This is a genomic window from Pseudarthrobacter sp. W1I19, assembly GCF_030817835.1.
Classification (GTDB): Bacteria; Actinomycetota; Actinomycetes; order Actinomycetales; family Micrococcaceae; genus Arthrobacter.
Genome location: NZ_JAUSZR010000001.1, coordinates 4639793 through 4665214 on the forward strand (window position 1 = coordinate 4639793; position 25422 = coordinate 4665214).

The window sequence follows — 25422 nt, forward strand, 5'->3', positions numbered from 1 at the left end:
GTCCTAGGCCTTCGCCCCAAAATTCCGCAGCCGCAGCGAATTCGCAACCACCAGGACTGAACTGGCTGCCATCGCGGCGCCGGCGATCATGGGGTTGAGCAGGCCCAGCGCGGCCACCGGAATGCCTACCGCGTTGTAGAAAAAGGCCCAAAACAGGTTGGTTTTGATCGTGGACAGGGTCCTGCGGGAGAGTTCGATGGCTTGGACCACCTGCGACAGGTCGTTGCCCATCACGGTCAGGTCCGCCGCCTCGATGGCAACGTCAGTGCCTGATCCCATGGCGATGCCCAGATCGGCCTGCGCCAATGCCGCAGCATCGTTGACGCCGTCGCCGGCCATTGCCACCGTGGCGCCGCCCGCCTGAAGTGTCTTCACCACTTCCACCTTGCCCTCGGGCAACACCCCTGCGTAGACATCTGCGGGATCAATGCCGACGGCGGCTGCCACCTGCGCGGCCACGGCGGCGTTGTCGCCGGTCAACAGGAGGGGCCGCAGGCCCAGGGCCTTCATCCGTTCCACGGCTGCGGCTGAGCCGGGCTTGACGGTATCGCGAAGGCTGATGATCCCCGCAACTGTCCCGTCAACGGCCACCCAGATGGCCGTGGCGCCGGCAGCTTCCGCCGCTGCCTGGGCCTGTGCCTGGCTTGACGTCATGGCAATACCGTTCTGCTCAAGCCAGCCGGTGCGTCCGGCGATGACCTGCCTGCCTCCAACTATTCCCGTGACGCCGCCGCCCGGCGCCGACCGGAACTCCCGCACCGCCGGCAGGTGTCCGCCGTCGTGCGTCTCCGAGCGCTGCCCGCGCGCTTCCTCGACGGCAGCGGCGGCTATGGCGCGGGCCACCGGATGCTCCGAGGCCGCCTCTACGGCGCCGGCCAGCAGCAGGACGTCGCGCTGTTCAAACCCTTCGAAGGCGAGCGTGGAATCCACCGCCAGTGCGCCGGTGGTGACGGTGCCGGTCTTGTCCAGCAGGATGGTGTCCACCGTACGCGTGTCTTCAAGCACCTGCGGGCCCTTGATCAGGATGCCCAGTTGCGCGCCGCGGCCCGTCCCGGTGAGGAGGCCAACGGGAGTGGCAAGGCCCAGGGCACACGGGCAGGCGATCACCAGGACGGCGACGGCGGCCGTAAAGGCGGAAGGCAGCCACCCGCCGGTGGCTCCCGGCCCAGCAACGAGGAGCCAGAGGATAAAGGTGAGCGCGGCGACGGCCAGAACCACTGGAACGAACACTGCGCTGATGCGGTCGGCGAGGCGGGCGATGGGAGCCTTGCCCGTCTGCGCCTGGGACACCAGGCGGGCCATCTGCGCCAGGGTAGTTTCCGAACCAACACGGGTTGCCCTGACCAGCAGCCGGCCGGAGGTGTTGATGGTGGCGCCGGTGACCCGGCTGTCCGGTCCCACCTCCACCGGCACTGACTCACCGGTCACCAGTGACGCGTCCACTGCAGAGGACCCGTCAATAACAACGCCGTCGGTGGCGATTTTTTCGCCGGGACGGACCACCAGGACGTCGCCGGCCTGGAGCTGTTCCGCGGGGACCCTCCGTTCCCGGCCGTCCTTGAGTATGGTGGCGTCCTTGGCGCCCAGGCTCAGCAGGGCGTGCAGGGCGTCGCCCGCCTTTTGCTTGGCGTTGGCCTCGAGATAGCGGCCCAGGAGCAGGAACGTGGTGACAACGGCAGCAACCTCGAAATACAGGCCGCCCTGCCCCATCCCCTCCATGCCGGGGTGCTGGGTCAGCAGGGGATCGGAGAACAGTTGCCAGGCTGAGAAAAGGTAGGCGGCGGCCACCCCGATCGACACCAGGGTGTCCATAGTTGACGCGAAGTGGCGGGCATTGACGGCGGCCGCGCGGTGGAACGGCCAGGCGGCCCAGGTGACCACGGGCAGGGCCAGCCCGGCGGCCAGCCAGCCCCACTGGGGGAACTGGAAGGCGGGGACCATGGAGATCAGGAACACAGGCACCGTAAAGAGGGCGGCCAGGACCAGGCGCGGACGCAGCGTCCCGGGCCCGGCCTCCTGTGCCGGGACGGGCTGGCGGACCTTTGCTTTGTAGCCGGCGGCGTTGACGGTTTCTACCAACTGCTCGTCGGTGATGCCCTCGGGGACTGTTACATGAGCGGATTCGAGGGGGAGGTTGACCAGGGCGTGGACGCCGTCGAGTTTGCCGAGCTTTTTTTCCACGCGGTTGACGCAGGACGCGCAGGTCATGCCCTCGATATCGAGCTCCACCACCCGGTTTCCTGGCTGGTGGAGAAGGTCCTGGTTGCTCATATATTCCCTGTTCCTTGCTGGTGTCAGTACTGGTGTTTAGGCTTCGTTGGCGACCACCAGATAGCCCGCTTCCGCAACTGCTTCGCCGATTTCGGACGGCGACAGATCGTCGCTTGAGGTGATGGTGACGGTAGAGATCCCGCCGGCGTTGAGTTCGATCTCCACTGCCTCTACGCCTGCAAGGGCCTCAAGTTCTTCGCTGACGGCGGAGACGCAGTGGCCGCAGGTCATTCCGGAAACGCTGACGGTGGTGGTGGTAGGGGAGGTGGTGCTCATGGCTGCTCCTTGTTGTTCGGCCGGCGTGGTGAACCGGTTCGTTCGCCGGCGTTCGCCGGATGGCTGATGATGTGGAATTCGGGGAAAGGGCTACCGCAGGAGCCGGCCGATGGCATCGGCGGCTTCCTTGACTTTGGCGTCGATCACTTCTGCCCGCAGGCCCGGGTCCGGCTCGGCGGCAGCCCCCACTACGCAGTGGCCGATGTGCTCTTCCACGAGCCCAAGGCTGACGGCGTGCAGGGCTTTGGTGACGGCGGAAACCTGGGTGAGGATGTCGATGCAGTACTTGTCCTCATCCACCATGCGGGCAATCCCGCGCACCTGGCCTTCTATGCGTTTGAGGCGGCGCAGATAGGCGTCCTTGTTCCCTGTGTAGCCGTGCTGGGGCCCTTCGTGGTCCGTGCCAGCTTCAACAGCTGCATCTGCCACTGCTTCTTCCGTTGCGCTCATATTTTCAACGCTATACCCGGGAGGGGTATTTTTCAAGTACCCCCGAGGGGTATATCGCACGGGCGGGGCAACAAAAAAGCTCCGGAGTGCGTTATTGGGGGATACGCACTCCGGAGCAGCTCTTGGGCAAAACCGGCGTCCAAACTCCATGGAACCGGCCTGCTTGAATCAGCTTACTGGCTGGTAGCCACCTCCGCCAGCACATCGAATAACTACTTTCGCTTTACTTTCTTCGCTCTTAATTCGGCCCGAACAGCACACTGCCGAAGGGTCAAGGCGTGTCCTCGTGGGCCGGCATCCGGTAGGGAACTACGAGTACCGGACGGCTCTGGTGGTGCACCAGCCACGCCCCCACGGACCCATTGAGGGCTTCGGTGAGCCGGTGGGAGAAGCCCCGCTCCGACGTGCCCACCACAATCATCGGTGCATCACTCTCTGCTGCCAGCCTGGCCAGCGCGCGGGCGGGATCACCCGCAAGGGTTCGGAACGTCCACTCCGTGCGCCCGGCTTCCGCTGGCACGTCGGCCATCGCTGCTTCTATGGCACCCCGCAGCCCGGACACCACAGCCCTGATCTCGTCGTCGTCCGTGTCCGGGTGGAGGGAGAGACGGTGGGCGGAGCGTGCAGGATCCCATTCCACCAGGTAGCTGGCCTCGTCAACGTAAGCGCAGAGCAACGGCCTCTTGAGGCGGGCGGCGAGGAGGGCGGCGGCCTGCAGCACCTCAGGATGCTGCTTGGGCGCGATGCCTACCAGCAGGGGCGATGTACCGCTGAACCGATCTGATGTCATAGCTCATTCTCGGCCTCCGGACCGCCCTTGAACAGGGCAATTACTGCGGCGCCGTCACGGAGCGGGTGATGCCGTGACCACCACATTCTTGCCCCAGGGATCCTCCGTGAAGCAGCTGATCAGTACCAGCCGGTTGGGCACGATGCTCCAGATGGGACTGTCCTTAAGGCTGGACTTCACGTAGGTGGTCACGTTGTCCACCATGTAGGTGATGGTGCCGGTCGCGGTGTCCACCTCAAACCTGTCGCCCACAGCCGCTGAGCTCAAGTGGTTGAACGGTGCGTCCGCACCTTCCCAGCTGTGTCCGATTACGTAGGTGGTGTTTGCTGATCCCTGCCCCGGTGTCCCAAAGGGTGTCAGCCAGTAGCCGTCCTTGGTGGCCGGCGGCTCCACCGTTTGGCTGGCTTCGGCTGCAGCATCCACGTCAAGCGCATGGACCGGAACGTCGAACCCGGCGGAGGCATAACGGATGCGCAGCGGTTCAGCCGCTGCCGGGAGGGCCGGGGGAGGCGGCTTGAGAGCCGAATTGGCCAGGGCTGCTGGCACTTGCCCTTCCGTCACCCCGGGTCCATCTGCCGCCTCGGTTCCCCCTGCTGCCGGCGCCGTGGTGACCGTTGGCGCGGCATCCCGGGACACGATCCCGGCCGACGGAGATCCAATCGCCGCACTGCGTCCGCTGGAAGCCACCTGCATGTGGTGGAAAAGCGGTGCGCCGAAGGTCAGGGACAGAAAGGCCAGAACCCCGCACAGGAGGATGGCCAGGTCTCCCCGGTTCCAGCTCCGCCGCCTGCGCTCCTTCCGGACCACGTGCCGGCTGCGTTCCTTGAACATGCTGCTCCTCAACACTTGCAGGTAGAGAAAGGAAGGCGCCCCGCCGGGCACTGGCGGGACGCCTTCCTGTCATGAAGCCGCGGCTTGCGGCGCGGCCGCTGTTAGTCGGCCAGGAGCTGCGTGCGGCGGCTCCGGCGGAAACCCACCGCCGCACCCGCTGCCAGCAAGGCGCCCACGCCTGCCAGCCAGGACGGGCTGCTCGAGCCGCCCACCGCCGTCTGGGCGTTGTAGCCCTGGTTGGTCCCCAGCTCAGCCGTTGCTCCTGCGCCGGCAACTGCAGCTGCTTGCTGCCGGGGCTGGCTTACCGGCGGCTGGACAACAGCCGGTGTTTGGGGAACGACGACGGGCGCTGCTGCCGGCGGGACAGCAGCCGGCGGAACTACCGCGGCCTGCTCCACAGCGACCACAGGAGTTTCCACGACGGGTGTGACTACTGCCGGAGGTTCGACCACGGGCTGTTCCACCACAGGCGGCTCCACGACCGGCGGATTCACCACCGGCGGGTTTACGACGGGCTGTTCAACAACCGGCAGCTCCTCGCCTGGCGGCAGCGCAGCACATTTTTCGACATAGAGGAGCTTTCCGGCGTCCGTCCAATTCTTGCCCTCCGGTGCCTTCGGAGTCGGCGGGATGATGTCCGTGGCATGCTGCACGTGGCCGCCGATCCCGTTGACGTCGAATTCCAGCGGCGTCCAGGCGGATCCGTCGGTATGGCAAACGACAACTCTTTCGGACGCTGCGGTGGCCGGCGCCGTGACGCTGATCATTCCCAGCCCCAGCCCCACAACCCCCAGAGTCGCAAAGGTACGTTTCATTGTTTTCTCCCCAGTGTGTATTGAACGGACCATGATGAGGAGGAGCAGCGATAGCACCGAATGCCCCAGCAGCACGGTCAGCTTGCGTGAGATTTCAGGCTAGGCGGGCGGCCTTAACCAGTCGCGAGTAGGCGGTACTCGTCTTTCGGCGGGAGCCGGAGGCCCGGTTACTTGTGGGTACCCGAAAATCCCGCAGCCCTACTTGCCTGCGCTGCCAATCCCTTGTAGCGCGAGGGGCGCGCGCCTAACGTTGAATTGGACGAAAGGGCGTGGATGGATGCAAATTTTCATGTGGTGGCTGGACCTGGACCTCGCGAGCAAGGAGTGGCTGCGGGAGAACCTGCGTGCCGGGGAACTGCCTCTTCCGGTCCTCCAGGGGATCGCCGAGGCCGGCGGTCCCCATCCGGACAACCCTGCCGCGGTGCTGACGGCGGCGGACTGGGACTTCATCGAGACGCAGTCGGAGTTTGTGGACTGACCACCGCCCAAGCCTCCTTTCAGGCATAAACCGTTGCGGGCTGCCCGGGGCGGTGGTTGCATGGTGGGCATGGCAACCCAAGGAAGTTTTGTCCTAGCGATCGGAACCAAAAAAGGCCTGTGGCTGGCCACCAGCACGGACAGGCGCGAATGGTCCTTCACCGGCCCGCATTTCCTGATGAGTGAGATTCCCAGTATTGGGATCGACACCCGGGAAGGCCGCACCCGGATCATGGTGGGAGTCCGGAACGAGCATTGGGGGCCCACGGTGGCCCACTCGGACGATCTTGGCGCCACCTGGTCCGAGCCGGAGCAGGGCGCCATCACGTTTCCGGAAGATACCGGCGCCGCGCTGGAACGCATCTGGCAGATTTATCCGGACGCCGAGTCCCGCCCGGGAGTGGTGTGGGCGGGGGCGGAACCCATCTCCGTGTGGAAGTCCACGGACGGCGGTGAACACTTCGAGCTGAACCGGGGCCTCTGGGACCATCCGCACCGCAGCGATTGGGGTGCCGGCTACGGGGGCGCGGCCGCCCACTCGATCGTGGTCCACCGGGCAGGCGAAACCGTCCACGTGGCCATGAGCACGGGCGGCGTTTACCGCTCGCTCGATGGCGGCACCTCCTGGGAGGCGCGCAACAAGGGAATCTCGGCCTACTTCATGCCGGACCCGAACCCCGAGTTCGGACAGTGCGTGCACAAGATCGCTGCGGATGCCGCCATCGACGGCCGGCTCTATGCGCAGAACCACCACGGCGTGTACCGCACGGATGACAACGCGGAGAGCTGGACCTCCATTGCTGAGGGCCTGCCGGCAGACTTCGGCTTCGTGATGCTGACCCATCCGCGGCGGGAAGGTACGGCCTGGGTGGTGCCGCTGAAGGCAGACGGCGAGCGTATCCCGCCCAACGGCGAACTGGCCGTCCACCGCACAGATGACGCCGGCGGCAGCTGGAAGAGGCTGGACAACGGGCTGCCCACCGGCGAGTACAACAGCGTCCTGCGCGATGCCGCGTCGGTGGATACGGCGGAGCCGGCAGGCGTCTACTTCGGAACACGCGGGGGTACGGTCTACGCCAGCGCCGATGAAGGGGAGACGTTTACGGAAGTGGCGTCGCACTTGCCCGACGTCCTGTGCGTGCGGGCGGCCGTGGTGGCCGGTGCCTGACATTTCGGTGGTGCTTCCCAGCATCCTGCAGCCACTGGCCGGCGGGCAGTCCGTTCTGACTGCGCCCGCCGACGGGCCCGTGTCCGTGGGAAAACTGCTGGATTCCGTCACTGCCGACTTCGCCGTGCTGGCCAGGCGGCTCCGCGACGAGACGGGAGCCTTGCGGCGGTTTGTGAATGTCTACGTGGATGGTGACGAGGTGCGTCGGCTGCAGGGCCTGGACACTGAAGTGGCGCCGGGCCAGGAGGTTCTGGTCATCCAGTCAGTGGCCGGCGGCTGACACCATGCCGGGGACGCGCAGGGTTCGCACGCTGCGGGCAGTCCTTACTGACTACACCCGCTGCCGCGGCCTGCTTCTCCGGCGCTGCCGGGAGTCCGGCTCAGGCAACCCGCCATACGCTGCATTCGTCCGTGTTGATTGCTTTGCGCAGGCCGGTAATCCTGTCCTGGATCCACACCACACCGATTCCCGGCGCTGTTTCCTGGACCCTGCCCCGGCGGATCACTACGTCATCGTAGGAAGGGCCAACCGAGAGGCGGGCTTCAATTTCATCGCCGCGGCGGAGCTGGTCCAATGTGCGGACCCGGGTTACATGGGCTGCTGCTTTCTTCAACATGGCGGGACCTCCTGGCTGGAGCTGGTGCCGGCTCTTGCCTGCACTACCAGTGTGGAGGGGCAATGTTGCGCCCTGGTTTCCTGATGGTTAGGCGCGGGTTAGTTCTTTGGGCCGGAGCTGTTTCCTGCCAATGGCGCTACGCTGCCTCGCGGTTCCGGTAGGCGGCGAGGAACGTTGAGATCCGCCGGACGGCTTCCTCGATGTCCAGGACGGACGGGAGGATCACAAACCGGAAGTGGTCCGGGGTGGGCCAGTTGAACGCCGAGCCGTGGGATACCAGGATCTTCTGGTCCCTCAACAGGTCCAGCACAAACTGCTCGTCGCTGGCGATCGGATAGAGCTCAGGATCCAGCCGGGGAAACAGGTACATGGCCCCCTCCGCGGGCACACAGGTGATGCCCGGAATGGCGGTCAGCAGCTTGTGCGCAAGGTCGCGCTGTTCCCGGAGGCGGCCCCCGGGGCGCACCAGCGCCTCGATGCTCTGGTAGCCGCCCAGGCAGGTCTGGATGGCATGCTGGGCAGGAACGTTGGGGCACAACCTCAGGGATGCCAGCAGTTCCAGGCCCTCGCGGTACGCGGCTGTGGCGGCCAGGGGCCCGGTGACGGCAACCCACCCGGCGCGGTAGCCGGGCATCCGGTAGGCCTTGGACAAGCCGCTGAATGTCAGGCAGCAGATATCCTCCGCCACGGCCGCCGTATGGATGTGCACGGCATCCCCGTAAAGCACCTTCTCGTAGATTTCGTCCGAGAAGAGGACCAGGTTGTGCTTCCGGGCCAGGGCGGCGAACTGTTCCAGGATGTGGCGGGGGTAGACGGCTCCGGTGGGGTTGTTCGGGTTGATGATCACGATGCCCTTGGTCCGGCTGGTGATCTTTGCCTCGACATCGGCCATGTCCGGCCACCAGTTCTCGGCCTCGTCACACAGGTAATGGACGGGCGTTCCGCCGGTGAGGGTCACCGCCGCCGTCCACAGCGGGTAATCCGGTGCCGGGACGAGGATTTCGTCGCCGTTCTCCATAAAGGCCTGCAGGCACATGGAAATCAGTTCGCTGACCCCATTGCCAATAAAAATGTCCTCCACGCCGATCTGCATCAGGCCGCGGGTCTGGTAGTACTGCGAGATGGCGGTCCGGGCAGAAAAGATCCCCTTGGAATCGCTGTAGCCCTGCGCGCCCCGCAGGTGGTGGATCATGTCCACCACAACCGATTCCGGCGTCTCCAGGCCGAACGGCGCCGTATCGCCGAGGTTCATCTTCAGGATCCGGTGGCCCTCTGCCTCCATGTTCTTGGCCGCCTGGAGGATCGGCCCGCGAAGTTCGTACCGGACGTTCTGGAGTTTGCTGGAATGTTGCATGGCGCGCATGGTTGATCTTTTCACAAACGCCCGCGTCCGGTGCTCCCGGTTACGGTGCCAGCCGGTCACCCTTCCTGTGCACCCGCAGCCAGCGGAAACCGTAACGGCCCAGCTCCACCGTGAAGCCGCCGTCGGGCTCCAACGGCACGCTGCCGCCGTCGAACACGTCCAGCAGGGCCGCGTCCTTAAAAGCCTGCGCCGGTCCATCTTCGGGGCCGGCCTTGGCACTAACCTTCACCGGATCTTCCCCCAGGTTGTGCAGCAGCACCAGCAGGCCGCCGTCCGAGCTGCAGGTATGCGCAAAGACCGCAGGCTCCGGCTGGTCGATGACGGCGAAGCTGCCCCACCCCAGCTCCGCGTTCTCCCTGTACCGCAGGATCAGGGTGGCCATGAAGTTGAACAGGGAAGCCGGGTCCCGCCTGGCAGCGGCCGCGTTGATTTGTTCCGGGCCGTACTCTCCCCGGGCCAGGGGAACGGCCAGGTCCGCCGCCTTTGCCGTGGAAAAGCCCCCGTTTTTCCCGTCGCTCCATTGCATAGGGGTGCGCACCGCGGCCCTGCTCTTGAGCCGGAGGTCCTCACCCATGCCGATCTCCTCCCCGTAGAACAGCACCGGGGTACCGGGCAGGGAGAACATCAGTGAGTACACCATCCGCAGGCGTTCCTGGTCGCCGTCGAGCATCGGGGGAAGCCGGCGGCGCAGGCCGCGCCCGTAGACCTGCATGTTCTTCGCGGGCCCAAAGGCGGCAAAAACCTCCCCGCGCTCGCCGTCGGTGAGTTTGTCCAGGGTGAGTTCGTCATGGTTGCGCACGAACATGGCCCACTGGTTGTCCGGGTGCAGCTGCGGGCGGCTCTTGAGGGTCTCCGCCAGGGGCCGCGCATCCTCCCGGGCGAGCGAGAGGTAGAGGTGCTGCATGGATAGGAAGTCGAACTGCATGTTCAGTTCGTTGCCTTCCGGGCCGCCGAAGTACTCCAGCTGTTCCTTGTACGGCAGGTTCACCTCGCCCAGCAGCACCGCGCTGCCGTTGCGGCGGTTCGCGAAGCTCCGCAAGGCTGCCAGGTAGCCATGCGGATCGAGGTTGGCGGCCTCGTCCTTGGGCTGGCCGCGGGTTTCGAGGAAGAAGGGCACGGCGTCCAGCCGGAAAACCGTCCAGCCCCAGTTCCAGCCACAGGCCCATGGCCTTGGCAATCTCGTTGCGTACGCCGGGGTTGGTGACGTTCAGGTCCGGCTGGTGTTTGGCGAACATGTGCAGGTACCACTCGCCCGTGGCGTCATCCTTGTTCCACAGGGAGGTCTCCTCGCCGGGGAACACCACCTCCGAGGACGTGTCCGGGGGAGTGTCGCTCCGCCACACGTAGTAGTCCCGGTACTTGTTGTCCTTGGACTTCCGGGCTTCGACGAACCAGGGGTGCTGGTCCGAGGTGTGGTTCACCACGAAGTCGGCGATGACCCGCATGCCGCGGTCCCTGGCGGCCCGGATAAACTCCACCAGGTCGCCCATGGTGCCCAGCCGGGGGTCAACCGTGAAGAAATCGGTGACGTCGTAGCCGTCGTCCCGGTCCGGCGACGGGTAGAACGGCATCAGCCAGATGCAGGTGACGCCCAGGGCTGCCAGGTAGTCCACGCGCTGGGTCAGGCCGGCAAAATCGCCGCAGCCATCGCCGTCGTCGTCAAAGAATGTCTCCACGTCCAGGCAGTAGATCACCGCGTTCTTCCACCAGAGATCAGAAGTTTCGGCGAGCCTCATGCCGTCACGTCCGACGCCGGTTCCGCACCGGCCGCCGCAAGCTGCGGGACTGCCGGGGTGCTGCTGCCGGGCGTGCGCAGTTGCGGCAGCACCTCCGCGGCAAACGTGTCGATGAACGGTGCCTGCTCCTGGCCAACAAAGTGCAGGTAGAGCTCGTCGAAGCCCAGGTCCGCGTAGCCGCCCAGCCACTCCACGTGCCGGTCCAGGCTTGCCGAAACGTTGACCGTTGTGCGGACCTGCTCCGCCGTCACGTGTTCGCCCACGGCGTCGAAATGCCCGGCCGTGGGCAGGTCCCAGGGAATGGGCGGAGGATAGGTGTTGGTCCGCCACTGGTCCAGGGCCACCGCCACCGCCTCGTCCTCGCTCCCGGCCCAGGACAAATGGACCTGCAGGACAGCCTTGCCCGTCCCGCCGTTGTCCCGGTAGGCGGCGAGCATCTCCCTGAGGGTGGCGGCGGGCTGGTTCACGGTGACCAGGCCGTCCGCCCAGGCCGCCGCACGCCGGGCGGTATCCACGCTGACGGCCGGCGCGATCAGCGGCGGCGGGGTCTCCGGGACGTCCCAGATCCGTGCCTGCTCCACTGTCACCAGGCCGCGGTGGGTGACTTCCTCGCCGCGGTGCAGCCGCCGGATCACCTCCACGCACTCCTCCAGCCGGCGCTGGCGCACGTCCTTGGCCGGCCAGCCGTCACCGGTGATGTGCTCGTTCATGTTCTCGCCGCTGCCGGGCGCGAACCAGAAGCGGCCCGGAAACATGCTGGCGAGGGTGGCGGACGCGTGGGCGATGATGGCCGGGTGGTACCGCTGGCCGGGTGCGGTCACCACGCCGAACCGGAGACCGGTGGTGGCCAGCGCGGCCCCCAGCCAGGACCAAGCGAAGCCGGAGTGTCCCTGCGCAGACCACGGCTCGAAGTGGTCCGAGCACATGGCCGCATCAAAGCCCGCACGTTCCGCGTGCTGGACGTCCTTGAGCAGCTGGCCCGGGCTGATCTGTTCGTGGGAAGCGTGGAAGCCGACAGTAACCATCGTTAATCTTTACCCGTCCGGCGTGTGCTGTGTCGAGGGCTTCCCTCCGGTGGCAAGCCCCGCGGGGATGTGTTGACGGCGGGCCGGCACTTGTCAGATAAGTTTGTAACTTGTAACACTGCGCTCGCCGTGAGCCTGCGCAGGCGGCGGAACGGGAAGGAAGTACCACTTGTGGGCGGTGTGCTGATCGGGCTGGCGGTGATCGGCGTCGTCATAGCAGTGGGCTACATTGCCGCACGGTGCGGGCTGGGCGGGGAGGCAACTGTCTCGGCGCTGACCCGCACGGCCTTCTTCATCACCAATCCGGTGCTGCTCTTTACGGTGGTCCTGGACTCGGACCTCACCGTGGTGTTTTCCGCCTACGTTCCGCTGGCCCTGATCACGGCGGCCGCCACGGCCCTGCTGTACGTCGTGGCCAGCCGCCTGTGGTTCCGCAGGCCGCTCGCCGAGACGGCCATCGGGGCCATGGCCAGTTCCTATGTCAACGCCAACAACATCGGCATCCCCATCACGTTGTACGCCCTGGGCGACGCAACCCCGGTGGCCCCCGTCCTGCTGGTCCAGCTGCTCCTGTTCGCCCCGCTGGTCCTCACCCTGCTGGACCTCTCCGAAGCCGGCCGGTTCTCGCCGCGCCTGCTCCTCACGCAGCCCTTCCGCAACCCGATGATCATTGCGTCCCTGCTGGGTGTGGTCCTGGCCGCGTTGAACGTGAAACTCCCTGATCCTGTGATGGCGCCGCTGGCACTGCTGGGCGGGGCGGCGGTCCCGGTGGTCCTGCTGGCCTTCGGCATGTCCCTGCACGGGAGCCGGATGCTGCAAAGCGGGGGGCACACGGCGGAAATCCTCACCGCCACCGCGCTGAAGTCAGCGGTGATGCCGCTGGTGGCGTTCGTCGTCGGACGTTTCCTGTTCAACCTGGAGCACCACATGCTCCTGGGGGTGGTGCTGATGGCGGCGCTCCCCTCCGCCCAGAACGTGTTCCTGTTTGCCGGCAAGTACGGGCGCGGGGTTGCGGTGGCCAGGGAGACCATCCTTCTCTCGACGGCGGCGGCCGCACCGGCCCTGATCCTCATCGTTTGGCTGCTGGCAGCCTAGCCCTGGTCTTCTACCAGCGGCAGTCTTCCGCCGGGGCAGGTCGCCGGGCAAGAATGGGCAGCATGGAACTTCCCGTGATGCCGCCCGTCCCGCCCATGCTCGCCAAGGCCGTCAGCGGCATCCCGGAAGGAGACCTCAGCTATGAGCCCAAGTGGGACGGATTCCGGTCCATCATCTTCCGCGACGGCGACGACCTGGAGATCGGCAGCCGCAACGAAAAGCCCATGACCCGCTACTTCCCTGAACTCGTGGAGGCGCTGAAGGAAAACCTGCCGCCGCGGTGCGTGGTGGACGGCGAGATTATCCTGATCGGCACCTCCGGCGACCGGCTGGACTTCGACGCACTCCAGCAGCGCATCCATCCCGCGGCCAGCCGGGTGAAGCTGCTTGCGGCGCAGACCCCTGCCTCGTTCGTTGCGTTTGACCTGCTGGCGCTGGGGGAGGACGACTACACCGGCCGGCCCTTCACGGAACGGCGGGCGGCACTCGAGAAGGCGCTCGCCGCCAGCAAAGCCCCCATCCACCTGACAGCGGCCACCACGGACAAGGACACCGCCGGCCGGTGGTTTGAGCAGTTTGAAGGCGCGGGGCTGGACGGGATCGTGGCCAAGCGCCTGGACGGGCGGTACGAGCCGGACAAGCGGGTGATGTTCAAGACCAAGCATGAGCGCACGGCCGACTGCGTGGTGGCCGGCTACCGGCTGCACAAGAGCGGGCCGGACGCCATCGGGTCGCTGCTGCTGGGTTTGTACAAGGACGACGGCGGCCTGGCCAGCGTGGGCGTGATCGGCGCCTTCCCGATGAAGCGCCGCCAGGAGCTGTTCGAACAGCTGCAGCCGCTGGTCACCGACTTTGATAACCACCCGTGGGCCTGGGCGAAGCAGGAGGAGGGCGAACGGACGCCGCGGAACGCCGAAGGCAGCCGTTGGAGCGCCGGCAAGGACCTCTCCTTCGTGCCGCTGCGCCCGGAGCTGGTGGTGGAGGTCCGGTACGACCACATGGAAGGCGACAGGTTCCGGCACACCGCCCAGTTCAACCGCTGGCGGCCGGACCGGGACCCGGAATCGTGCACCTATGAGCAGCTGGAGGAACCGGTCAGCTTTGACCTGGCCTCGGTGCTGGAGACCGGACGGCCGTAGCGTCCAGGACACTCCACAGCCCGTCCGCACGGCAGGGGATGGAGGCTTCCACCAGCGCCTGGCTGTGCGGGTGCCGCGGCGCCGCGAAGAAGTCTTTGGTTTCAGCCACTTCCACCACCTTGCCCTCGAGGAGGACAGCCACCCGGTCGCACATGTACCGCACCACGTCCATGTCGTGCGAGATGACGATCAGGGAGAGGTTGTGTTCCCGCTGCAGCCGCAGCAGCAGGTTCAGGATGGTGCGCTGGGTCAACGCATCCAGCGCGGACGTGGCCTCGTCGCAGATCAGGATTTGGGGTTCCAGCAGTAGGGCGCGGGCAATGGTGGCGCGTTGCAATTGGCCGCCGGAGCACTGGCCCGGCCGTTTGTCCAGGAGGGCTGCATCCAGTTCCACCTCGGTCATCGCGGCGGCGATCCGCTCATCGCGCTGTTCCGGTGTGAGGTCGTGGCGCGTGCGCAGCGGTGCCTGCAGGCTGGTGCGGAGCGTCATCCGCGGGTCAAAAGCGCCGTGCGGTTCCTGGAACACCAGTTGGACGGCGGTGGCCTGCCGGGCGCCGGTTGCGTCCAGGTGCCGGGTGATGGATCCTGTGCTGGCGGTTTCCAGTCCGACGATGGCTTTGGCCAGGGTGCTTTTGCCCGAGCCCGACTGGCCCAGCACGCCCAGGATCTCTCCGCGCCGCAGGGTCAGCGAGACGTCCTGCAGTGCTGCGTTCCCCGCTTTACGCCGGGGCCCGAAGTGCTTGCCCACCGTGCCCAGCACCAGGACGTCCCGTTCCGTCGAGGGCGGACGGCGGCGGGACTCGGGCGCGAGGCGGGCGGCGGCCAGCAGCTCACGGGTGTAGGAGGTTTGGGGCCGGGTGAGCAGGTCACCGGCAGGGCCGGCCTCCACGATGCTGCCGGCGTTCATCACCAGCACCCGGTCCGCGTAGGCGGCCACGGATGCGATGTTGTGCGTGATGTACAGGATGCCCAGGCCGCGTTCCCGGCGTTCCCTGTCCAGCAGCTGCAGGATCTGGCGTTCGAGCACCTTGTCCAGGGCCGACGTCGGCTCGTCTGCCAGCAGCATGCCTGGCCGGCCTGCCAGCGCCAAAGCTGTCATGGCGCGCTGCGCCATGCCTCCGGAGAGCTGGTGGGGATAGGCGCGGATGCCCTTGGCCGGATCTGCGAAGCCCACTTCGTCGAGCAGTTCAAGCGCCTTGGCGCGTGCCTTGGCCCCCCGGAGGCCGGCGTGGAGCCGCAGCGGCTCCTTCAGGTGCTGTCCAATGGTCCGGTTCGGGTTGAACATCCGCTTGGGCTGTTGGAACAGCATCCCCAGCCGGCCGCCGCGCACGGAGTTGAGCTCCTGCTCGGTTGCCCGGGTCACGTCCAGGCCACCGAGCCGGATGGAACCGCCGGTAATGGCCAGGCCCGTAGGCAGAAGCCGCAGGCAGGACATCGCCGTCAGGGTCTTGCCCGAACCGGAACTGCCCACCAGCGCCACGAACTCGCCGGGCTCTACGGACAGGGAGACATCCGAGAGCAGGGGCCTGCCGGAAGTCCCGCCGTCGGGCCCTTGATGCCCCACCTCCAGCCCCTCGAGGACCAGCCCCGGATTCACCTGCCTCATTTCTCCGCCACCAGGGGCAGCAGCAAAGGTGCCTCGGCCATGTTTGCTGCGCGCTGGCCGATCAGGGTGACGCAGAGCGCCACAATGAAAATAACCAGGCCCGGCGCCAGGATCCCCATCGGGGCGCGGTCCGCGAAGGGCTGCGCGGCCGCCAGCATGGAACCCCAGTCGGACTGCGGCGGCTGGACGCCCAGGCCCAGGTAGGAGAGGGCACCCACGCTGATGAGCAGGTGCCCGAAGCGCAGGGTGGCCTGGCCAAGGATGGGCGAAGCGAGGTGGGGCAGCACGTGCCGGAAGATAATAAACGACGGCGTGCAGCCCACCACGCGGGCGGCCTCCACGAAGCCGCGGGCCGAGACGTCATACGCCAGGGTCCGCGCCAGGCGGGCGAAAGGTGTCCACCCGGTTACCGTCAGGGCGAGCAGCAGCGGCCCGAAGCCCGTGCCCAGCGCCGCCACGATGAACAGGGCCACCACCATTTCCGGCAGCGCAAGCAGGACATCGTTGGTGCGGGTCAGGAATTCATCCACCCAGCCCCTCCGGCGCGCGCTCAGGATCCCGATGGCCACGCCGAGCAGGCACGTCAGCACCGTGGCCAGCGCCGCCACGGACATGGAGAACTGGCCGCCTTCGAGGATCCTGCTGAGGGTGTCCCGGCCCAGGTTGTCCGTTCCCAGCCAGTGCTTTGGCGACGGCGCGGCCAGGCGCTCCGCCAGGTTCTGCTCCGCCGGGGGATAGGGCGAGATCCAGGGTGCCAGCAGCACCGCCAGCACAATGACGGCCAGGACGGCGGCGGCCACGGTGGAAACGGTAAACCGGCTACGCAAGGGTTCCTCCCACCGTGCGGCTGAGGAACCGGTGGACGAAGTCGGCCAGGGTGGTCACCCCGACGGCGAGTGCCACCACAACCACCACACCCCCCTGGGCGAGCGGGATATCGCTGTTCACCACGGCGTCGAAAAGCAGCCTTCCCATCCCCGGTACGGCGAAAATGACCTCCACAATGACCGATCCGCCGAGCAGTCCGGCGAACCATACGGCGAACAGCGTGGACAGCGGCACCAGGCCATTCGGCACCACATGGCGGAGGATCGCCTGCCCCTGGCTCAGGCCGCGGGCCCGGGCCGCCGGCACATGCTCTGCCGCTGCTGCATCGATGATCCCGGCGCGGACCGCCGAGGTGAAGAAGCTGATGGGCCGCAGCGCAAGGGTCAGGGCCGGCAGCACAGCGGAGGAGAGGTCGTTCCAGCCGGCCGTGGGCAGGACTGACATCTTCAGGGCGAAGACCAGGACCAGCAGGGGAGCCACCCAGTACTCAGGCATGGCGATCAGGGCCTGGGTCACCGCCGTGATGGCCTTGTCTGCAACGCTCCCCGGGCGCAGTCCGGAAAGAATCCCCAGGGGCAGTGCCACGGCCGCGGCCAGGACCAGTGACATGGTGACCAGGCTGAGGGTTACGGACAGCGCCGGCAGCACCTGCTCCGCCACGGGTGTGCGGCTGACGAAGGACAGGCCCATGTCACCGCTGAAGAAATCCCCGAGCCACCGGAAGTACTGGACGGCCAGGGGATCGTTCAGGCCGAGGCTTTCGCTGAGGCCCTGCACCGCAGAATCTTCGACGGCGTCGCCCGCCACGCGTGAGCGGATGATCTTCCGTACCGGGTCCCCGGGCGTGAAGTACGGGATCAGGAAGACCGCAAAGGAGGACACCACAACGGCGGCCACCAGGGTGGCCGTCCGTTTGGTGATGAACTGCAGCATTCGCGGCGGGCTTCGGGAACTAGGACCGGGCCTTGGCGGTCTTTGCCGTCAGGACGTAGCGGGATAGCGGGTCCTGGACGTAGCCCAGGACGTTGGTGCGGATCGCGTCCGTGGCCTGCTCATTGACCAGCCAGGCGTTGACGGCCTTGTCCTGCAGGATCTGGCCGGCCTTGGCGTAGAGCTTGTAGCGCTCGCTGGTGTCCACGGTCTTGGCGGCGTCGGCGATGATCCGGTCGTACTCCGGGTCGCAGAAGTGGCTCAGGTTGTAGGTTCCTTTGCAGGTGTAGTCAGCGGTGAGGAAGCCGATGGGGTCGGCGATGTCGATCAGCCGGTTCCGCTGGCTGAGGAGCATGTCGTAGTTCCCGGCCAGGACATCCGGCTCGGCCGAGGCGTATTCCTTGGATGTGATGGTCACCGGGATACCGATGTTCTTCAGGTTTTCCTGCACCACGGCGGCAACATCCGCGAACTCGGCACGCTCCACAATGGCAATGATCTCGAGGGGCCGGTCCGCCGTGTAGCCGGCACTGGCGAGCAGCTTGCGGGCTTCCTCAACATTTTGCTGCTGCTTGTCCTGATTCCCGCCGGCCCAGGGCTCGGACGGGGCGAACGGTCCGGTGGCCGGAAGTGCTGCGCCTTCATAGACACTGGCGGCGAGGGCGTCGAGGTCCAGCGCGTCGCGGATCGCTTTGCGGACGTCAACATTGTTCAGCGGAGCGCGGCCATTGTTCATGTACATGGTGGCAGTGCGGGGGGAATCGGCACCCAGGACGGAGACGCCGTCGTCCGCTTTCAGTCCGGCGAGGCTGGCGACGGGGATGGACAGCGAGATGTCCGCTTCGCCCGTCTGCACCTGGGCGGCACGGGTGGGGCCGTTGGTGATGAACCGGACCTCGGCGCCGGCAAGCTGCACGTCGCCGCCCCAGTAGTTCTCGTTGCGGTCCAGCGTGAGGGACTGCTTTGCCTTCTCCGAGACGGGGGTGAAGGGTCCGGTGCAGTGCTTGAACGGGTCCAGGCCTTCAGCCTTGTAGGCGGCCGGGGCCAGGATGCCGGTGTTGACGCTGGCCAAACGGTACGGCACCAGCGGGTTCTCGGCCGGGGTGCTGACCCGGACGGTCTGCGCGTCCACTGCGGTAACGCTGCTGATCATGGTGCGGTTGAAAGCGCGCGCCGGAACCTTCGCGTCCAGGACGTGGTTCAGCGCCGACACCACGGACTCGGCGGTGAGGTCGGTGCCGTCCTGGAACTTGACGTCCTGGCGGATGCTGAAATCCCAGTCCAGGGGTGAGGACTGCTTCCATTCGGTGGCCAGCGATGGCAGGACCTTGCCCTCGGCCTGGTTGTAGGTGGTCAGGGTCTCCAGGCAGCCGGAGAGGGACAGGATGTACGCAGCATCCGATTCCACGGCCCAGTTGGCTACCGGTGCGCGGAAGTTGTCCACCACGATCCGCTGGCTGGTGTCCGCCGCAGCGCTGGGCTGGGTGGACTGGGTCTGGGTGCCGCTGAACCCGCAGCCTGTCAGGGTGAGGGCAGCGGCCGCGGCCAGAAGGACGCGGGGACGGAGGGAGGAGCGCACAGGAAACCGCCTAGCAGGGCTGCCGCGGGGAAGGGCAGGAATAAAAAGGGGACGGACTTAGGGTAGCCTTCCCTTCCGCCAAAGCGTGAATTGATGAAGTTGCTGCCCAGCCGCGGGGAGGCGGAGCGCGCTGGTGCCGGAACAGCCCGGTTAATGAAAAGGAAAGCCCGCCATTTGGGGGAATGGCGGGCTTTCCGGTCTAAAAACCGGGCTGGATTGTTTCTCCGGACCGGCGAAGTGCTACTTCAGGCCGAGCTGCTTGGTGGGGATCTTGTAGGACTCCTTGGCGGTCAGCGCGGAGACGGCGGCCACCACGCAGATGGCGGCGGTGAAGATGCTGATCTGGACCCAGCCGCCGGGCTTGATGCCGCCCATGGCCGCCACGATGGCAGGTGCGAATCCTGCCATCAGGAAGCCCAGCTGGGTGCCGATGGCCAAGCCGGAGAAGCGGACCTTGGTGCTGAACATCTCGGCGTAGAAGGACGGCCAGACGGCGTTGGAGGCGGCATAGCCGCAGGAGAAGAAGCCGATTGCGGCCAGGAACATCAGCGGCACGCTGCCGGATTCCAGGCTGAGCAGGAACACGGGCGTCAGGGCTGCGCTGGCAAGGGCGCCGTAGATGTACACGGGCTTCCGGCCGATCTTGTCCGCGAGCATGCCGAACAGCGGCTGGGTGCCCAGGGCCACCACGTTGGCGGCCACCACAAGCCAGAGGGTGGTGGTGCCGTCCACGCCGGCAACGGTCTTGGCGTAGCTGATGGCGAGGGTGCCAAACACTGTGGAGACGGCGGCGATGAAGGCGCAGCAGATCACGCGGAGGACGTCGCGCCAGTGGCCCTTGAGCAGGTCGGCGACCGGGAGCTTGGAGATCTGGGCCGTCTTCTGGGCTTCCTCGAAGGCCGGCGGCTCATGCAGGGTGCGGCGGATAAAGAACGCGACAATGACCACGACGGCGCTCAGCCAGAAGGGGATGCGCCAGCCGATGCCGTACTTGATCTCGTCCGGGAGGGCCAGGACGGGGATGAAGACGAGGGCGGCGAGGATCTGGCCGCCCTGGGTGCCGGTGAGCGTCCAGGAGGTGAAGAAGGAGCGGCGGTTGTCCGGAGCGTGTTCCAGCGTCATGGAGGAGGCGCCGGCCTGCTCGCCTGCAGCGGACAGGCCCTGGCAGAGCCGGGCGAGGACCAGCAAGGCCGGAGCCCACCAGCCGACGGTGTTGAAGTCCGGGAGGCAGCCGATCAGGAAGGTGGAAGCGCCCATCAGGAGCAAGGTGAACATCAGGACCTTCCGCCGGCCCACCCTGTCGCCGAAGTGGCCCAGGATGACGGCGCCCACGGGGCGTGCCACGTAGGCGAAGCCGAAGGTGGCGAAGGACATGATGGCCGCATTCGCGTCAGCATTCGGGAAGAAGACCGTGGGGAAGATCAGGGCGGCGGCGGAACCGAAGATGAAGAAGTCATAGTATTCGACGGCGCTGCCCAGGAAGCTTGCGAGGGCTGCCTTCTTCGGCGTCCCGGCCGGGGCAACAATGCCTGGCTCAGCGGACGGAAGTATCTGGCTCATGGAGTTCCTTTGATGTGACGACTTTGTCGCGGATGGATCGGGGGCTTCAGCCGGCATGCCCAGGTGTTGCCTTGGGCGGCACGGCTGCAGTGGCGGGAGAACCCGGGCAGTAGCCACATGGTGGGAGCTACTTGTGCGATACAGCAATGATGGCTGTGAGGGCAGTCACTTGTCAATAAAATAATCATCTAGTAGCAATAGCTCTCACAATGTGGCAACATCGAGGTATGAGTGTGAACCAAACCACAGCGCCCGATGATGTTGCCGCTGACGAAGGCCCGGCCAAAACAGGGCGCTCCGCTGACCGTACGGACATGGTGGGCAAGGCCCTGGGCCTGTTGGTCCTCCTGGGCGATGAACCCCGCGGCGCGAGTGCTGCGGAGATCTCCCGCCGGGCCCAGCTGCCCTTCAGTACCACGTACCGCCTCCTCGGCTCCCTGACGCGGGACGGCTTTGTGGACTACGAGCCGGATGGCCGCCGCTACCATCTGGGCCTGCGGATCTTCCAGCTGGGCCAGCGGGTTTCCAACCATCACGGCTTCGCCGGAACCGCCCTGCCTGTCCTGCGCCGGGTGACCGAGCAGACGGGGGAGGCCACTATCCTCAGCGTCCGGGACGGCCACCACCATCTCACGGTGAACAAGGTGGACGGCCCGCAAATGTTCCGGGTGACCAGCGATCCCGGCCACCTGGGCTCGCTCTCCACCACCGCCGTCGGCAAGGCGCTGGTGGCGTTTGCGGAGGACGCCGAGCGGGAAAAGCTCCTGGCGGAGCTTCCGCTGGAGCCCCTCACGGAAAAATCCATCACGGACCGGGATGCCTTCCGTGCCGAAATCGAGCTGGTCCGCCGCCGCGGGTTTGCCGTGATGGACGAGGAGAACGAGACGGGCATGCGGGCCGTGGCCGTTCCGCTGCTCAACAGCCAGGGGCACGCGTTCGCTTCGCTGGCCACTGCAGTCCCGGTCTTCCGCCTCAGCCTGGAGGGGTTGGAGGCGCACGTCCCGCTGCTGCAGGAAGCCGCGGCTGAGCTCGCTGCCCGCCTGCCCCAGCGCTAGCCGCCGCCCTGTTTGTTCGTATCTAGAACAAAAGTGCGAAAAGTGAACAAATGATGTACCGTAATTTCCATCACCCCGGCAGTGCACCTCCGCAAGGAAGCTGCCCGGTGCCGTATCAAAGGAGCTGCACGGATGAGCAATCGAACTGAGTCCTACCTGGTGGGACTGGTCGGCGATGGCGTGATGCCATCACTCACCCCGCCCATGCACGAACGCGAAGGGGACGTGCAGGGCCTGCGCTACCTGTACCGGCCCATCGACCTGTTGGAGCTCGGCCTTCCCGGCGAATCCGTGGGCCAGCTGCTCCAGAGCGCCCGCAGCCTTGGCTTCAACGGCCTGAACATCACCCACCCCTGCAAGCAGCTGGTCCTGCAGCACCTGGATGAGGTGTCGCCGGACGCCCTGCGGCTGGGTGCGGTCAACACCGTGGTGATCGAGGACGGCCGGTTCGTCGGCCATAACACCGACTTCTCCGGCTTCGCCGCAGCCCTCGCCGCCGGACTTCCCGGCGCGAAGCTGGACCGCGTGGTGCAGCTGGGTGCCGGTGGCGCCGGCTCGGCTGTCGCCTACGCCCTGCTCACCGCCGGGGTCCGCCACCTGGACCTGGTGGACATGGACGCCGCCCGTGGCGCTGCCCGGGCCGCCGAGCTGGCCGGGTTCTTCCCGGACAGCACCGTGGCGGCACGTACGACGGCGGAGCTGCCGCAGCTGATGCCCCTTGCCAACGGCCTGGCGCACTGCACTCCCGTGGGCATGGCCGCCCACCCGGGGCTCCCGCTGGACCTGGACCTGCTCGAGTCCCGCCACTGGGTGGCGGACATCGTGTACCGCCCCATCGACACCGAGCTGGTCCGGGGCGCCCGGGCCAAGGGCTGCGAGGTTCTTGACGGCGGCCGGATGGCAGTGGGCCAGGCCGCCGACTCCTTCCGCATCTTCACGGGCCTGGAAGCGGACCCGGACCGGATGCGCAGCCACTTCCTGGAGCTTGTGGCGGCCGAAGAGGTGGCCGCCTGATGCGCACCGGAATCGCCACCGTCTGCCTGTCCGGCACGCTCAAGGAAAAGATGCAGGCTTGCGCGATTGCAGGCTTCGACGGCATCGAGATCTTCGAACAGGACCTGGTCACCTCTCCGCTGAGCCCCGAGGACGTGCGGACCATGGCCGCCGACCTCGGCCTGGGATTGGACCTCTACCAGCCGTTCCGGGACTTCGACGGCGTCACCCCGGACCTGCTGAAGGCCAACCTCCGGCGCGCCGAGGCGAAGTTCAAGCTGATGTCCCGGCTGGGCATGGACACCATCCTGGTCTGCTCGAACGTGGCAACAGCCACCATCGACAACGATGGCCTCCGCGCCGAACAGCTCTCCGAACTCGCGGGACTGGCCGGGGACCACGGCGTCAAGGTGGCGTACGAGGCCCTCGCCTGGGGCAAGTACGTCAACGATTACGAGCACGCCTACCGGTTGGTGGAGATGGTGGACCACCCCAACCTCGGTACCTGCCTGGACTCCTTCCACATCCTCTCCCGCGACTGGGACACCGCGCCGATCGAGAAGATCAACGCGGACAAGATCTTCTTTGTCCAGGTGGCGGATGCCCCCAAGCTCTCCATGGACGTCCTGTCCTGGAGCCGGCACTACCGGGTGTTCCCGGGCGAAGGCCAGTTCGGGCTCGCCAAGTTCATGGGCCATGTGGTCCGCGCCGGCTACACCGGCCCGGTGTCACTGGAAGTCTTCAACGACGTCTTCCGCCAGTCCGATCTCGAACGCACCGCCGTGGACGCCATGCGCTCGCTGATCTGGCTGGAGGAGCAGAGCGCCAAATGGCTCGCGGGGAACGGCCCGGAAGGTGCCGCAGGCGCCGCCGCCCGCCGTCGTTACCCCATGGAACTGGCCACACTGCCCAAGGTGAGTGAACCGGCAGGTTTCAACTTTGCCGAGGTCAAGGCGGACAATACCGCGCAGCTGGAGAAGCTCCTGGGGCAGCTCGGCTTCGCCTTCGAGGGCCGGCACCGCACCAAGGACGTCCAGCTGTGGACCATGGGCCAGGCGCGGGTCATCATCAACGAGCAGGCGGCCACGCACGCCGAGCCGGCCATCGCCGCATTGGGGTTCGACGTCGATTCCCCCGTGATTGCCTCTGCCCGGGCACAGCAGCTGAAGGCACCGGTGGTGGCCCGCAAGGTCCAGGCCGACGAGGAAGTGTTCCAGGGCATCTCCGCCCCGGACTCCACCGAAATTTTCCTGTGCCAGGGTAGTCCCGACGGCACTGCGGCGTGGACGTACGAATTCGGTGAGGGGCTTGAACACCCGCGGCAGTCACATAACGCGGTGATTGACCACGTGAACCTGGCCCAGCCGTGGCAGCACTTCGACGAGGCCGTCCTCTTCTACACCAGCGCCCTGGCTCTGGAACCGCAGCCGTTCGCGGAAGTTCCGAGCCCCAGCGGCCTGGTGCGCTCGCAGGTCATGCAGACGTCCGACGGCGCGGTGCGGCTGGTCCTGAACCTGGCCCCCGTCCAGCAAGCACCAGCTCAGCAGTCGCCGGCCCAGCAGGCCCACAAGACCTACCAGGAGCACATCGCTTTCGCGGTGGACGACCTCGTGTCCGCGGCGCGGTCCGCCCGGGACCGCGGCCTCGAGTTCTTGCAGATTCCAGCCAACTACTACGAGGACCTGGACGCCCGCTTCGACCTCGAACCGGGCTTCCTGGCCACCCTCCAGGAGCTCAACCTCTTGTACGACCGGGACGCCAGCGGGGAATTCCTCCATTTCTACACCGCCACCGTGGGCAGTGTGTTTTTCGAAATGGTGGAACGCCGCGGCGCCTACGACGGTTACGGAGCCCCCAACGCTCCCGTCCGCCACGCAGTCCAATACGACTCGCTCCACCGCCTCTGAAAACCACCAACGAACCACCCACGAAAGGAGCCAGCCGTGCCGGAAGACATCAATGCCGAGCTGGAATCGGAAGAGCTCGTGCCGCCCGCCGAACCGAAGGCAGCCCACCTGCCGCTGGACCGCGCCATCGAAACACAGGCTGACCTCAGTGCTGAGATCAACGCGATCGGCGATGCCTACGTGCGGGCCCTCAAGGACGGGGCTCCTGCCGAGACCCAGCCGCGGCTGGACTACCCGCCGTACCGCAGCAGCATCCTGCGGCACCCCACCAAGAGCCTGCATCACACTGACCCGGAAACCATCGAGCTGTACTCCCCGGCGTTCGGCCACCAGGACGTGCACGCCCTGGAATCGGACCTGACCATCCAGCACAACGGCGAGCCGCAGGGCGAGCGGATCATTGTGGCAGGCAAGGTCCTGGACGGTAACGGCCGCCCGGTGGCAGGCCAGTTGGTGGAGATTTGGCAGGCCAACGCATCCGGCCGCTACATCCATAAGCGCGACCAGCACCCGGCCCCCATCGACCCCAACTTCACGGGCATCGGCCGCTGCATCACCGGCCCGGACGGCTCGTACCGGTTCACCACCATCAAGCCCGGCGCCTACCCGTGGAAGAACCACCTCAATGCCTGGCGCCCGGCGCACATCCACTTCTCGCTGTTCGGCACCGAGTTCACCCAGCGCATCATCACCCAGATGTACTTCCCCGGCGACCAGCTCTTCCCGCTGGACCCCATCTACCAGACCATCGTTGACCAGGACGCCCGGGACCGGCTCGTGGCCAACTACGACCACAGCCTCACCGAACCCGAATGGGCGCTGGGCTACAACTGGGACATCGTCCTGACCGGTCCCAAGCGGACCTGGACGGAAAACGAGGCGCTCGGCGCAGACAGTGACGAGGAGTAGAA

The 25422-nt window shown here is 66.5% G+C and carries 23 protein-coding genes and 1 pseudogene; 9 read left to right on the forward strand and 15 right to left on the reverse strand.

The window, feature by feature from the left end; translation table 11 throughout:
• Positions 1-3 precede the first annotated feature (3 nt).
• The 6 genes from QF038_RS21460 to QF038_RS21485 form a co-directional block, all read right to left on the reverse strand.
• Positions 4-2271 (reverse strand): cation-translocating P-type ATPase, encoded by a 2268-nt coding sequence (locus tag QF038_RS21460; RefSeq protein ID WP_307613138.1) that lies wholly within the window; start codon positions 2269-2271, stop codon positions 4-6.
• Between the two features lie 36 nt (positions 2272-2307).
• The gene (locus QF038_RS21465; RefSeq protein ID WP_307613140.1) at positions 2308-2547 is read right to left on the reverse strand and encodes a heavy-metal-associated domain-containing protein; all 240 of its coding nucleotides are present in this window, start codon (positions 2545-2547) and stop codon (positions 2308-2310) included.
• A gap of 90 nt (positions 2548-2637) precedes the next feature.
• On the reverse strand, positions 2638-2997 hold the full coding sequence (locus QF038_RS21470; protein WP_307613142.1) for a metal-sensitive transcriptional regulator: 360 nt from the start codon (positions 2995-2997) through the stop codon (positions 2638-2640).
• Positions 2998-3268: 271 nt separating this feature from the next.
• Positions 3269-3787 (reverse strand): universal stress protein, encoded by a 519-nt coding sequence (locus QF038_RS21475; protein ID WP_307613144.1) that lies wholly within the window; start codon positions 3785-3787, stop codon positions 3269-3271.
• A gap of 54 nt (positions 3788-3841) precedes the next feature.
• Positions 3842-4618 carry a class F sortase gene (locus tag QF038_RS21480; protein ID WP_307613146.1) on the reverse strand — a complete coding sequence of 259 codons (777 nt, stop codon included), beginning with the start codon at positions 4616-4618 and terminating at the stop codon, positions 3842-3844.
• A 101-nt stretch (positions 4619-4719) separates the two neighbouring features.
• Complete coding sequence (locus QF038_RS21485; protein ID WP_307613148.1) at positions 4720-5433, reverse strand: LPXTG cell wall anchor domain-containing protein; 714 nt, start codon at positions 5431-5433, stop codon at positions 4720-4722.
• Positions 5434-5710: 277 nt separating this feature from the next.
• Between QF038_RS21485 and QF038_RS21490 the strand changes: the two genes are divergently transcribed.
• The 3 genes from QF038_RS21490 to QF038_RS21500 are packed head-to-tail and all read left to right on the forward strand — an operon-like array spanning position 5711 to position 7358.
• On the forward strand, positions 5711-5911 hold the full coding sequence (locus tag QF038_RS21490; RefSeq protein ID WP_307613150.1) for a hypothetical protein: 201 nt from the start codon (positions 5711-5713) through the stop codon (positions 5909-5911).
• A 60-nt stretch (positions 5912-5971) separates the two neighbouring features.
• Entirely contained in the window at positions 5972-7078 is a 1107-nt protein-coding gene (locus QF038_RS21495) for an exo-alpha-sialidase (RefSeq protein ID WP_307613152.1), read from the forward strand.
• Entirely contained in the window at positions 7071-7358 is a 288-nt protein-coding gene (locus QF038_RS21500; protein ID WP_307613154.1) for a MoaD/ThiS family protein, read from the forward strand. Before QF038_RS21495 ends, QF038_RS21500 begins: the two co-directional genes overlap by 8 nt.
• A 100-nt stretch (positions 7359-7458) precedes the next feature.
• Here QF038_RS21500 and QF038_RS21505 read toward each other — a convergent pair whose 3' ends face one another.
• The 4 genes and pseudogenes from QF038_RS21505 to QF038_RS21520 all read right to left on the reverse strand — a co-directional run bounded on the left by QF038_RS21505 (position 7459) and on the right by QF038_RS21520 (position 11819).
• Positions 7459-7695 (reverse strand): hypothetical protein, encoded by a 237-nt coding sequence (locus QF038_RS21505; protein WP_091419481.1) that lies wholly within the window; start codon positions 7693-7695, stop codon positions 7459-7461.
• Between the two features lie 136 nt (positions 7696-7831).
• A complete protein-coding gene (locus QF038_RS21510) occupies positions 7832-9058 on the reverse strand; it encodes a pyridoxal phosphate-dependent aminotransferase (RefSeq protein ID WP_307613157.1) in 1227 nt (408 codons plus the stop codon).
• A gap of 40 nt (positions 9059-9098) precedes the next feature.
• Positions 9099-10794: pseudogene (locus tag QF038_RS21515) on the reverse strand (alpha-amylase family protein).
• Entirely contained in the window at positions 10791-11819 is a 1029-nt protein-coding gene (locus tag QF038_RS21520) for a TIGR03885 family FMN-dependent LLM class oxidoreductase (RefSeq protein ID WP_307613159.1), read from the reverse strand. The pseudogene QF038_RS21515 and the gene QF038_RS21520 overlap by 4 nt, the downstream one beginning before the upstream one ends.
• A gap of 171 nt (positions 11820-11990) precedes the next feature.
• Here QF038_RS21520 and QF038_RS21525 point away from each other — a divergent pair, with 171 nt between their 5' ends.
• A complete protein-coding gene (locus QF038_RS21525; RefSeq protein ID WP_307613555.1) occupies positions 11991-12914 on the forward strand; it encodes an AEC family transporter in 924 nt (307 codons plus the stop codon).
• 62 nt (positions 12915-12976) lie between these two features.
• The gene (locus tag QF038_RS21530) at positions 12977-14053 is read left to right on the forward strand and encodes an ATP-dependent DNA ligase (RefSeq protein WP_307613161.1); all 1077 of its coding nucleotides are present in this window, start codon (positions 12977-12979) and stop codon (positions 14051-14053) included.
• On the opposite strand, the gene QF038_RS21535 is transcribed toward QF038_RS21530, so the two are convergent.
• The 5 genes from QF038_RS21535 to QF038_RS21555 form a co-directional block, all read right to left on the reverse strand.
• On the reverse strand, positions 14010-15659 hold the full coding sequence (locus QF038_RS21535) for an ABC transporter ATP-binding protein (RefSeq protein ID WP_307613163.1): 1650 nt from the start codon (positions 15657-15659) through the stop codon (positions 14010-14012). The genes QF038_RS21530 and QF038_RS21535 overlap by 44 nt on opposite strands.
• Positions 15656-16486 carry an ABC transporter permease gene (locus tag QF038_RS21540; protein WP_307613165.1) on the reverse strand — a complete coding sequence of 277 codons (831 nt, stop codon included), beginning with the start codon at positions 16484-16486 and terminating at the stop codon, positions 15656-15658. The genes QF038_RS21535 and QF038_RS21540 overlap by 4 nt, the downstream gene beginning before the upstream one ends.
• On the reverse strand, positions 16479-17420 hold the full coding sequence (locus tag QF038_RS21545; RefSeq protein ID WP_307613168.1) for an ABC transporter permease: 942 nt from the start codon (positions 17418-17420) through the stop codon (positions 16479-16481). Before QF038_RS21545 ends, QF038_RS21540 begins: the two co-directional genes overlap by 8 nt.
• Before the next feature lie 19 nt (positions 17421-17439).
• Positions 17440-18996: an ABC transporter substrate-binding protein gene (locus QF038_RS21550; RefSeq protein ID WP_307613170.1), complete on the reverse strand. Its 1557-nt coding sequence runs from the start codon at positions 18994-18996 to the stop codon at positions 17440-17442.
• A 240-nt stretch (positions 18997-19236) separates the two neighbouring features.
• Positions 19237-20556, reverse strand: a complete 1320-nt coding sequence (locus QF038_RS21555; protein WP_307613171.1) for an MFS transporter — start codon at positions 20554-20556, stop codon at positions 19237-19239.
• A 227-nt stretch (positions 20557-20783) separates the two neighbouring features.
• On the opposite strand from QF038_RS21555, the gene QF038_RS21560 reads away from it, so the two are divergent.
• The 4 genes from QF038_RS21560 to pcaH all read left to right on the forward strand — a co-directional run bounded on the left by QF038_RS21560 (position 20784) and on the right by pcaH (position 25420).
• Positions 20784-21611: an IclR family transcriptional regulator gene (locus tag QF038_RS21560; protein ID WP_307613173.1), complete on the forward strand. Its 828-nt coding sequence runs from the start codon at positions 20784-20786 to the stop codon at positions 21609-21611.
• A gap of 132 nt (positions 21612-21743) precedes the next feature.
• Positions 21744-22625 (forward strand): shikimate dehydrogenase, encoded by an 882-nt coding sequence (locus QF038_RS21565; RefSeq protein WP_307613175.1) that lies wholly within the window; start codon positions 21744-21746, stop codon positions 22623-22625.
• Positions 22625-24511 (forward strand): bifunctional sugar phosphate isomerase/epimerase/4-hydroxyphenylpyruvate dioxygenase family protein, encoded by a 1887-nt coding sequence (locus QF038_RS21570; RefSeq protein ID WP_307613177.1) that lies wholly within the window; start codon positions 22625-22627, stop codon positions 24509-24511. Before QF038_RS21565 ends, QF038_RS21570 begins: the two co-directional genes overlap by 1 nt.
• A gap of 36 nt (positions 24512-24547) precedes the next feature.
• Complete coding sequence (gene pcaH, locus QF038_RS21575; RefSeq protein ID WP_307613179.1) at positions 24548-25420, forward strand: protocatechuate 3,4-dioxygenase subunit beta; 873 nt, start codon at positions 24548-24550, stop codon at positions 25418-25420.
• Positions 25421-25422: the final 2 nt, after the last annotated feature.

Bases quoted from the DNA above. Each gene is read 5' to 3' on its own strand.
- QF038_RS21460 (WP_307613138.1), bottom strand. From the start codon at position 2,271: ATGAGCAACCAGGACCTTCTCCACCAGCCAGGAAACCGGGTGGTGGAG.
- QF038_RS21465 (WP_307613140.1), bottom strand. From the start codon at position 2,547: ATGAGCACCACCTCCCCTACCACCACCACCGTCAGCGTTTCCGGAATG.
- QF038_RS21470 (WP_307613142.1), bottom strand. From the start codon at position 2,997: ATGAGCGCAACGGAAGAAGCAGTGGCAGATGCAGCTGTTGAAGCTGGC.
- QF038_RS21475 (WP_307613144.1), bottom strand. From the start codon at position 3,787: ATGACATCAGATCGGTTCAGCGGTACATCGCCCCTGCTGGTAGGCATC.
- QF038_RS21480 (WP_307613146.1), bottom strand. From the start codon at position 4,618: ATGTTCAAGGAACGCAGCCGGCACGTGGTCCGGAAGGAGCGCAGGCGG.
- QF038_RS21485 (WP_307613148.1), bottom strand. From the start codon at position 5,433: ATGAAACGTACCTTTGCGACTCTGGGGGTTGTGGGGCTGGGGCTGGGA.
- QF038_RS21490 (WP_307613150.1), top strand. From the start codon at position 5,711: ATGCAAATTTTCATGTGGTGGCTGGACCTGGACCTCGCGAGCAAGGAG.
- QF038_RS21495 (WP_307613152.1), top strand. From the start codon at position 5,972: ATGGTGGGCATGGCAACCCAAGGAAGTTTTGTCCTAGCGATCGGAACC.
- QF038_RS21505 (WP_091419481.1), bottom strand. From the start codon at position 7,695: ATGTTGAAGAAAGCAGCAGCCCATGTAACCCGGGTCCGCACATTGGAC.
- QF038_RS21510 (WP_307613157.1), bottom strand. From the start codon at position 9,058: ATGCGCGCCATGCAACATTCCAGCAAACTCCAGAACGTCCGGTACGAA.
- QF038_RS21520 (WP_307613159.1), bottom strand. From the start codon at position 11,819: ATGGTTACTGTCGGCTTCCACGCTTCCCACGAACAGATCAGCCCGGGC.
- QF038_RS21530 (WP_307613161.1), top strand. From the start codon at position 12,977: ATGGAACTTCCCGTGATGCCGCCCGTCCCGCCCATGCTCGCCAAGGCC.
- QF038_RS21535 (WP_307613163.1), bottom strand. From the start codon at position 15,659: ATGAGGCAGGTGAATCCGGGGCTGGTCCTCGAGGGGCTGGAGGTGGGG.
- QF038_RS21545 (WP_307613168.1), bottom strand. From the start codon at position 17,420: ATGCTGCAGTTCATCACCAAACGGACGGCCACCCTGGTGGCCGCCGTT.
- QF038_RS21555 (WP_307613171.1), bottom strand. From the start codon at position 20,556: ATGAGCCAGATACTTCCGTCCGCTGAGCCAGGCATTGTTGCCCCGGCC.
- QF038_RS21560 (WP_307613173.1), top strand. From the start codon at position 20,784: ATGAGTGTGAACCAAACCACAGCGCCCGATGATGTTGCCGCTGACGAA.
- QF038_RS21565 (WP_307613175.1), top strand. From the start codon at position 21,744: ATGAGCAATCGAACTGAGTCCTACCTGGTGGGACTGGTCGGCGATGGC.
- QF038_RS21570 (WP_307613177.1), top strand. From the start codon at position 22,625: ATGCGCACCGGAATCGCCACCGTCTGCCTGTCCGGCACGCTCAAGGAA.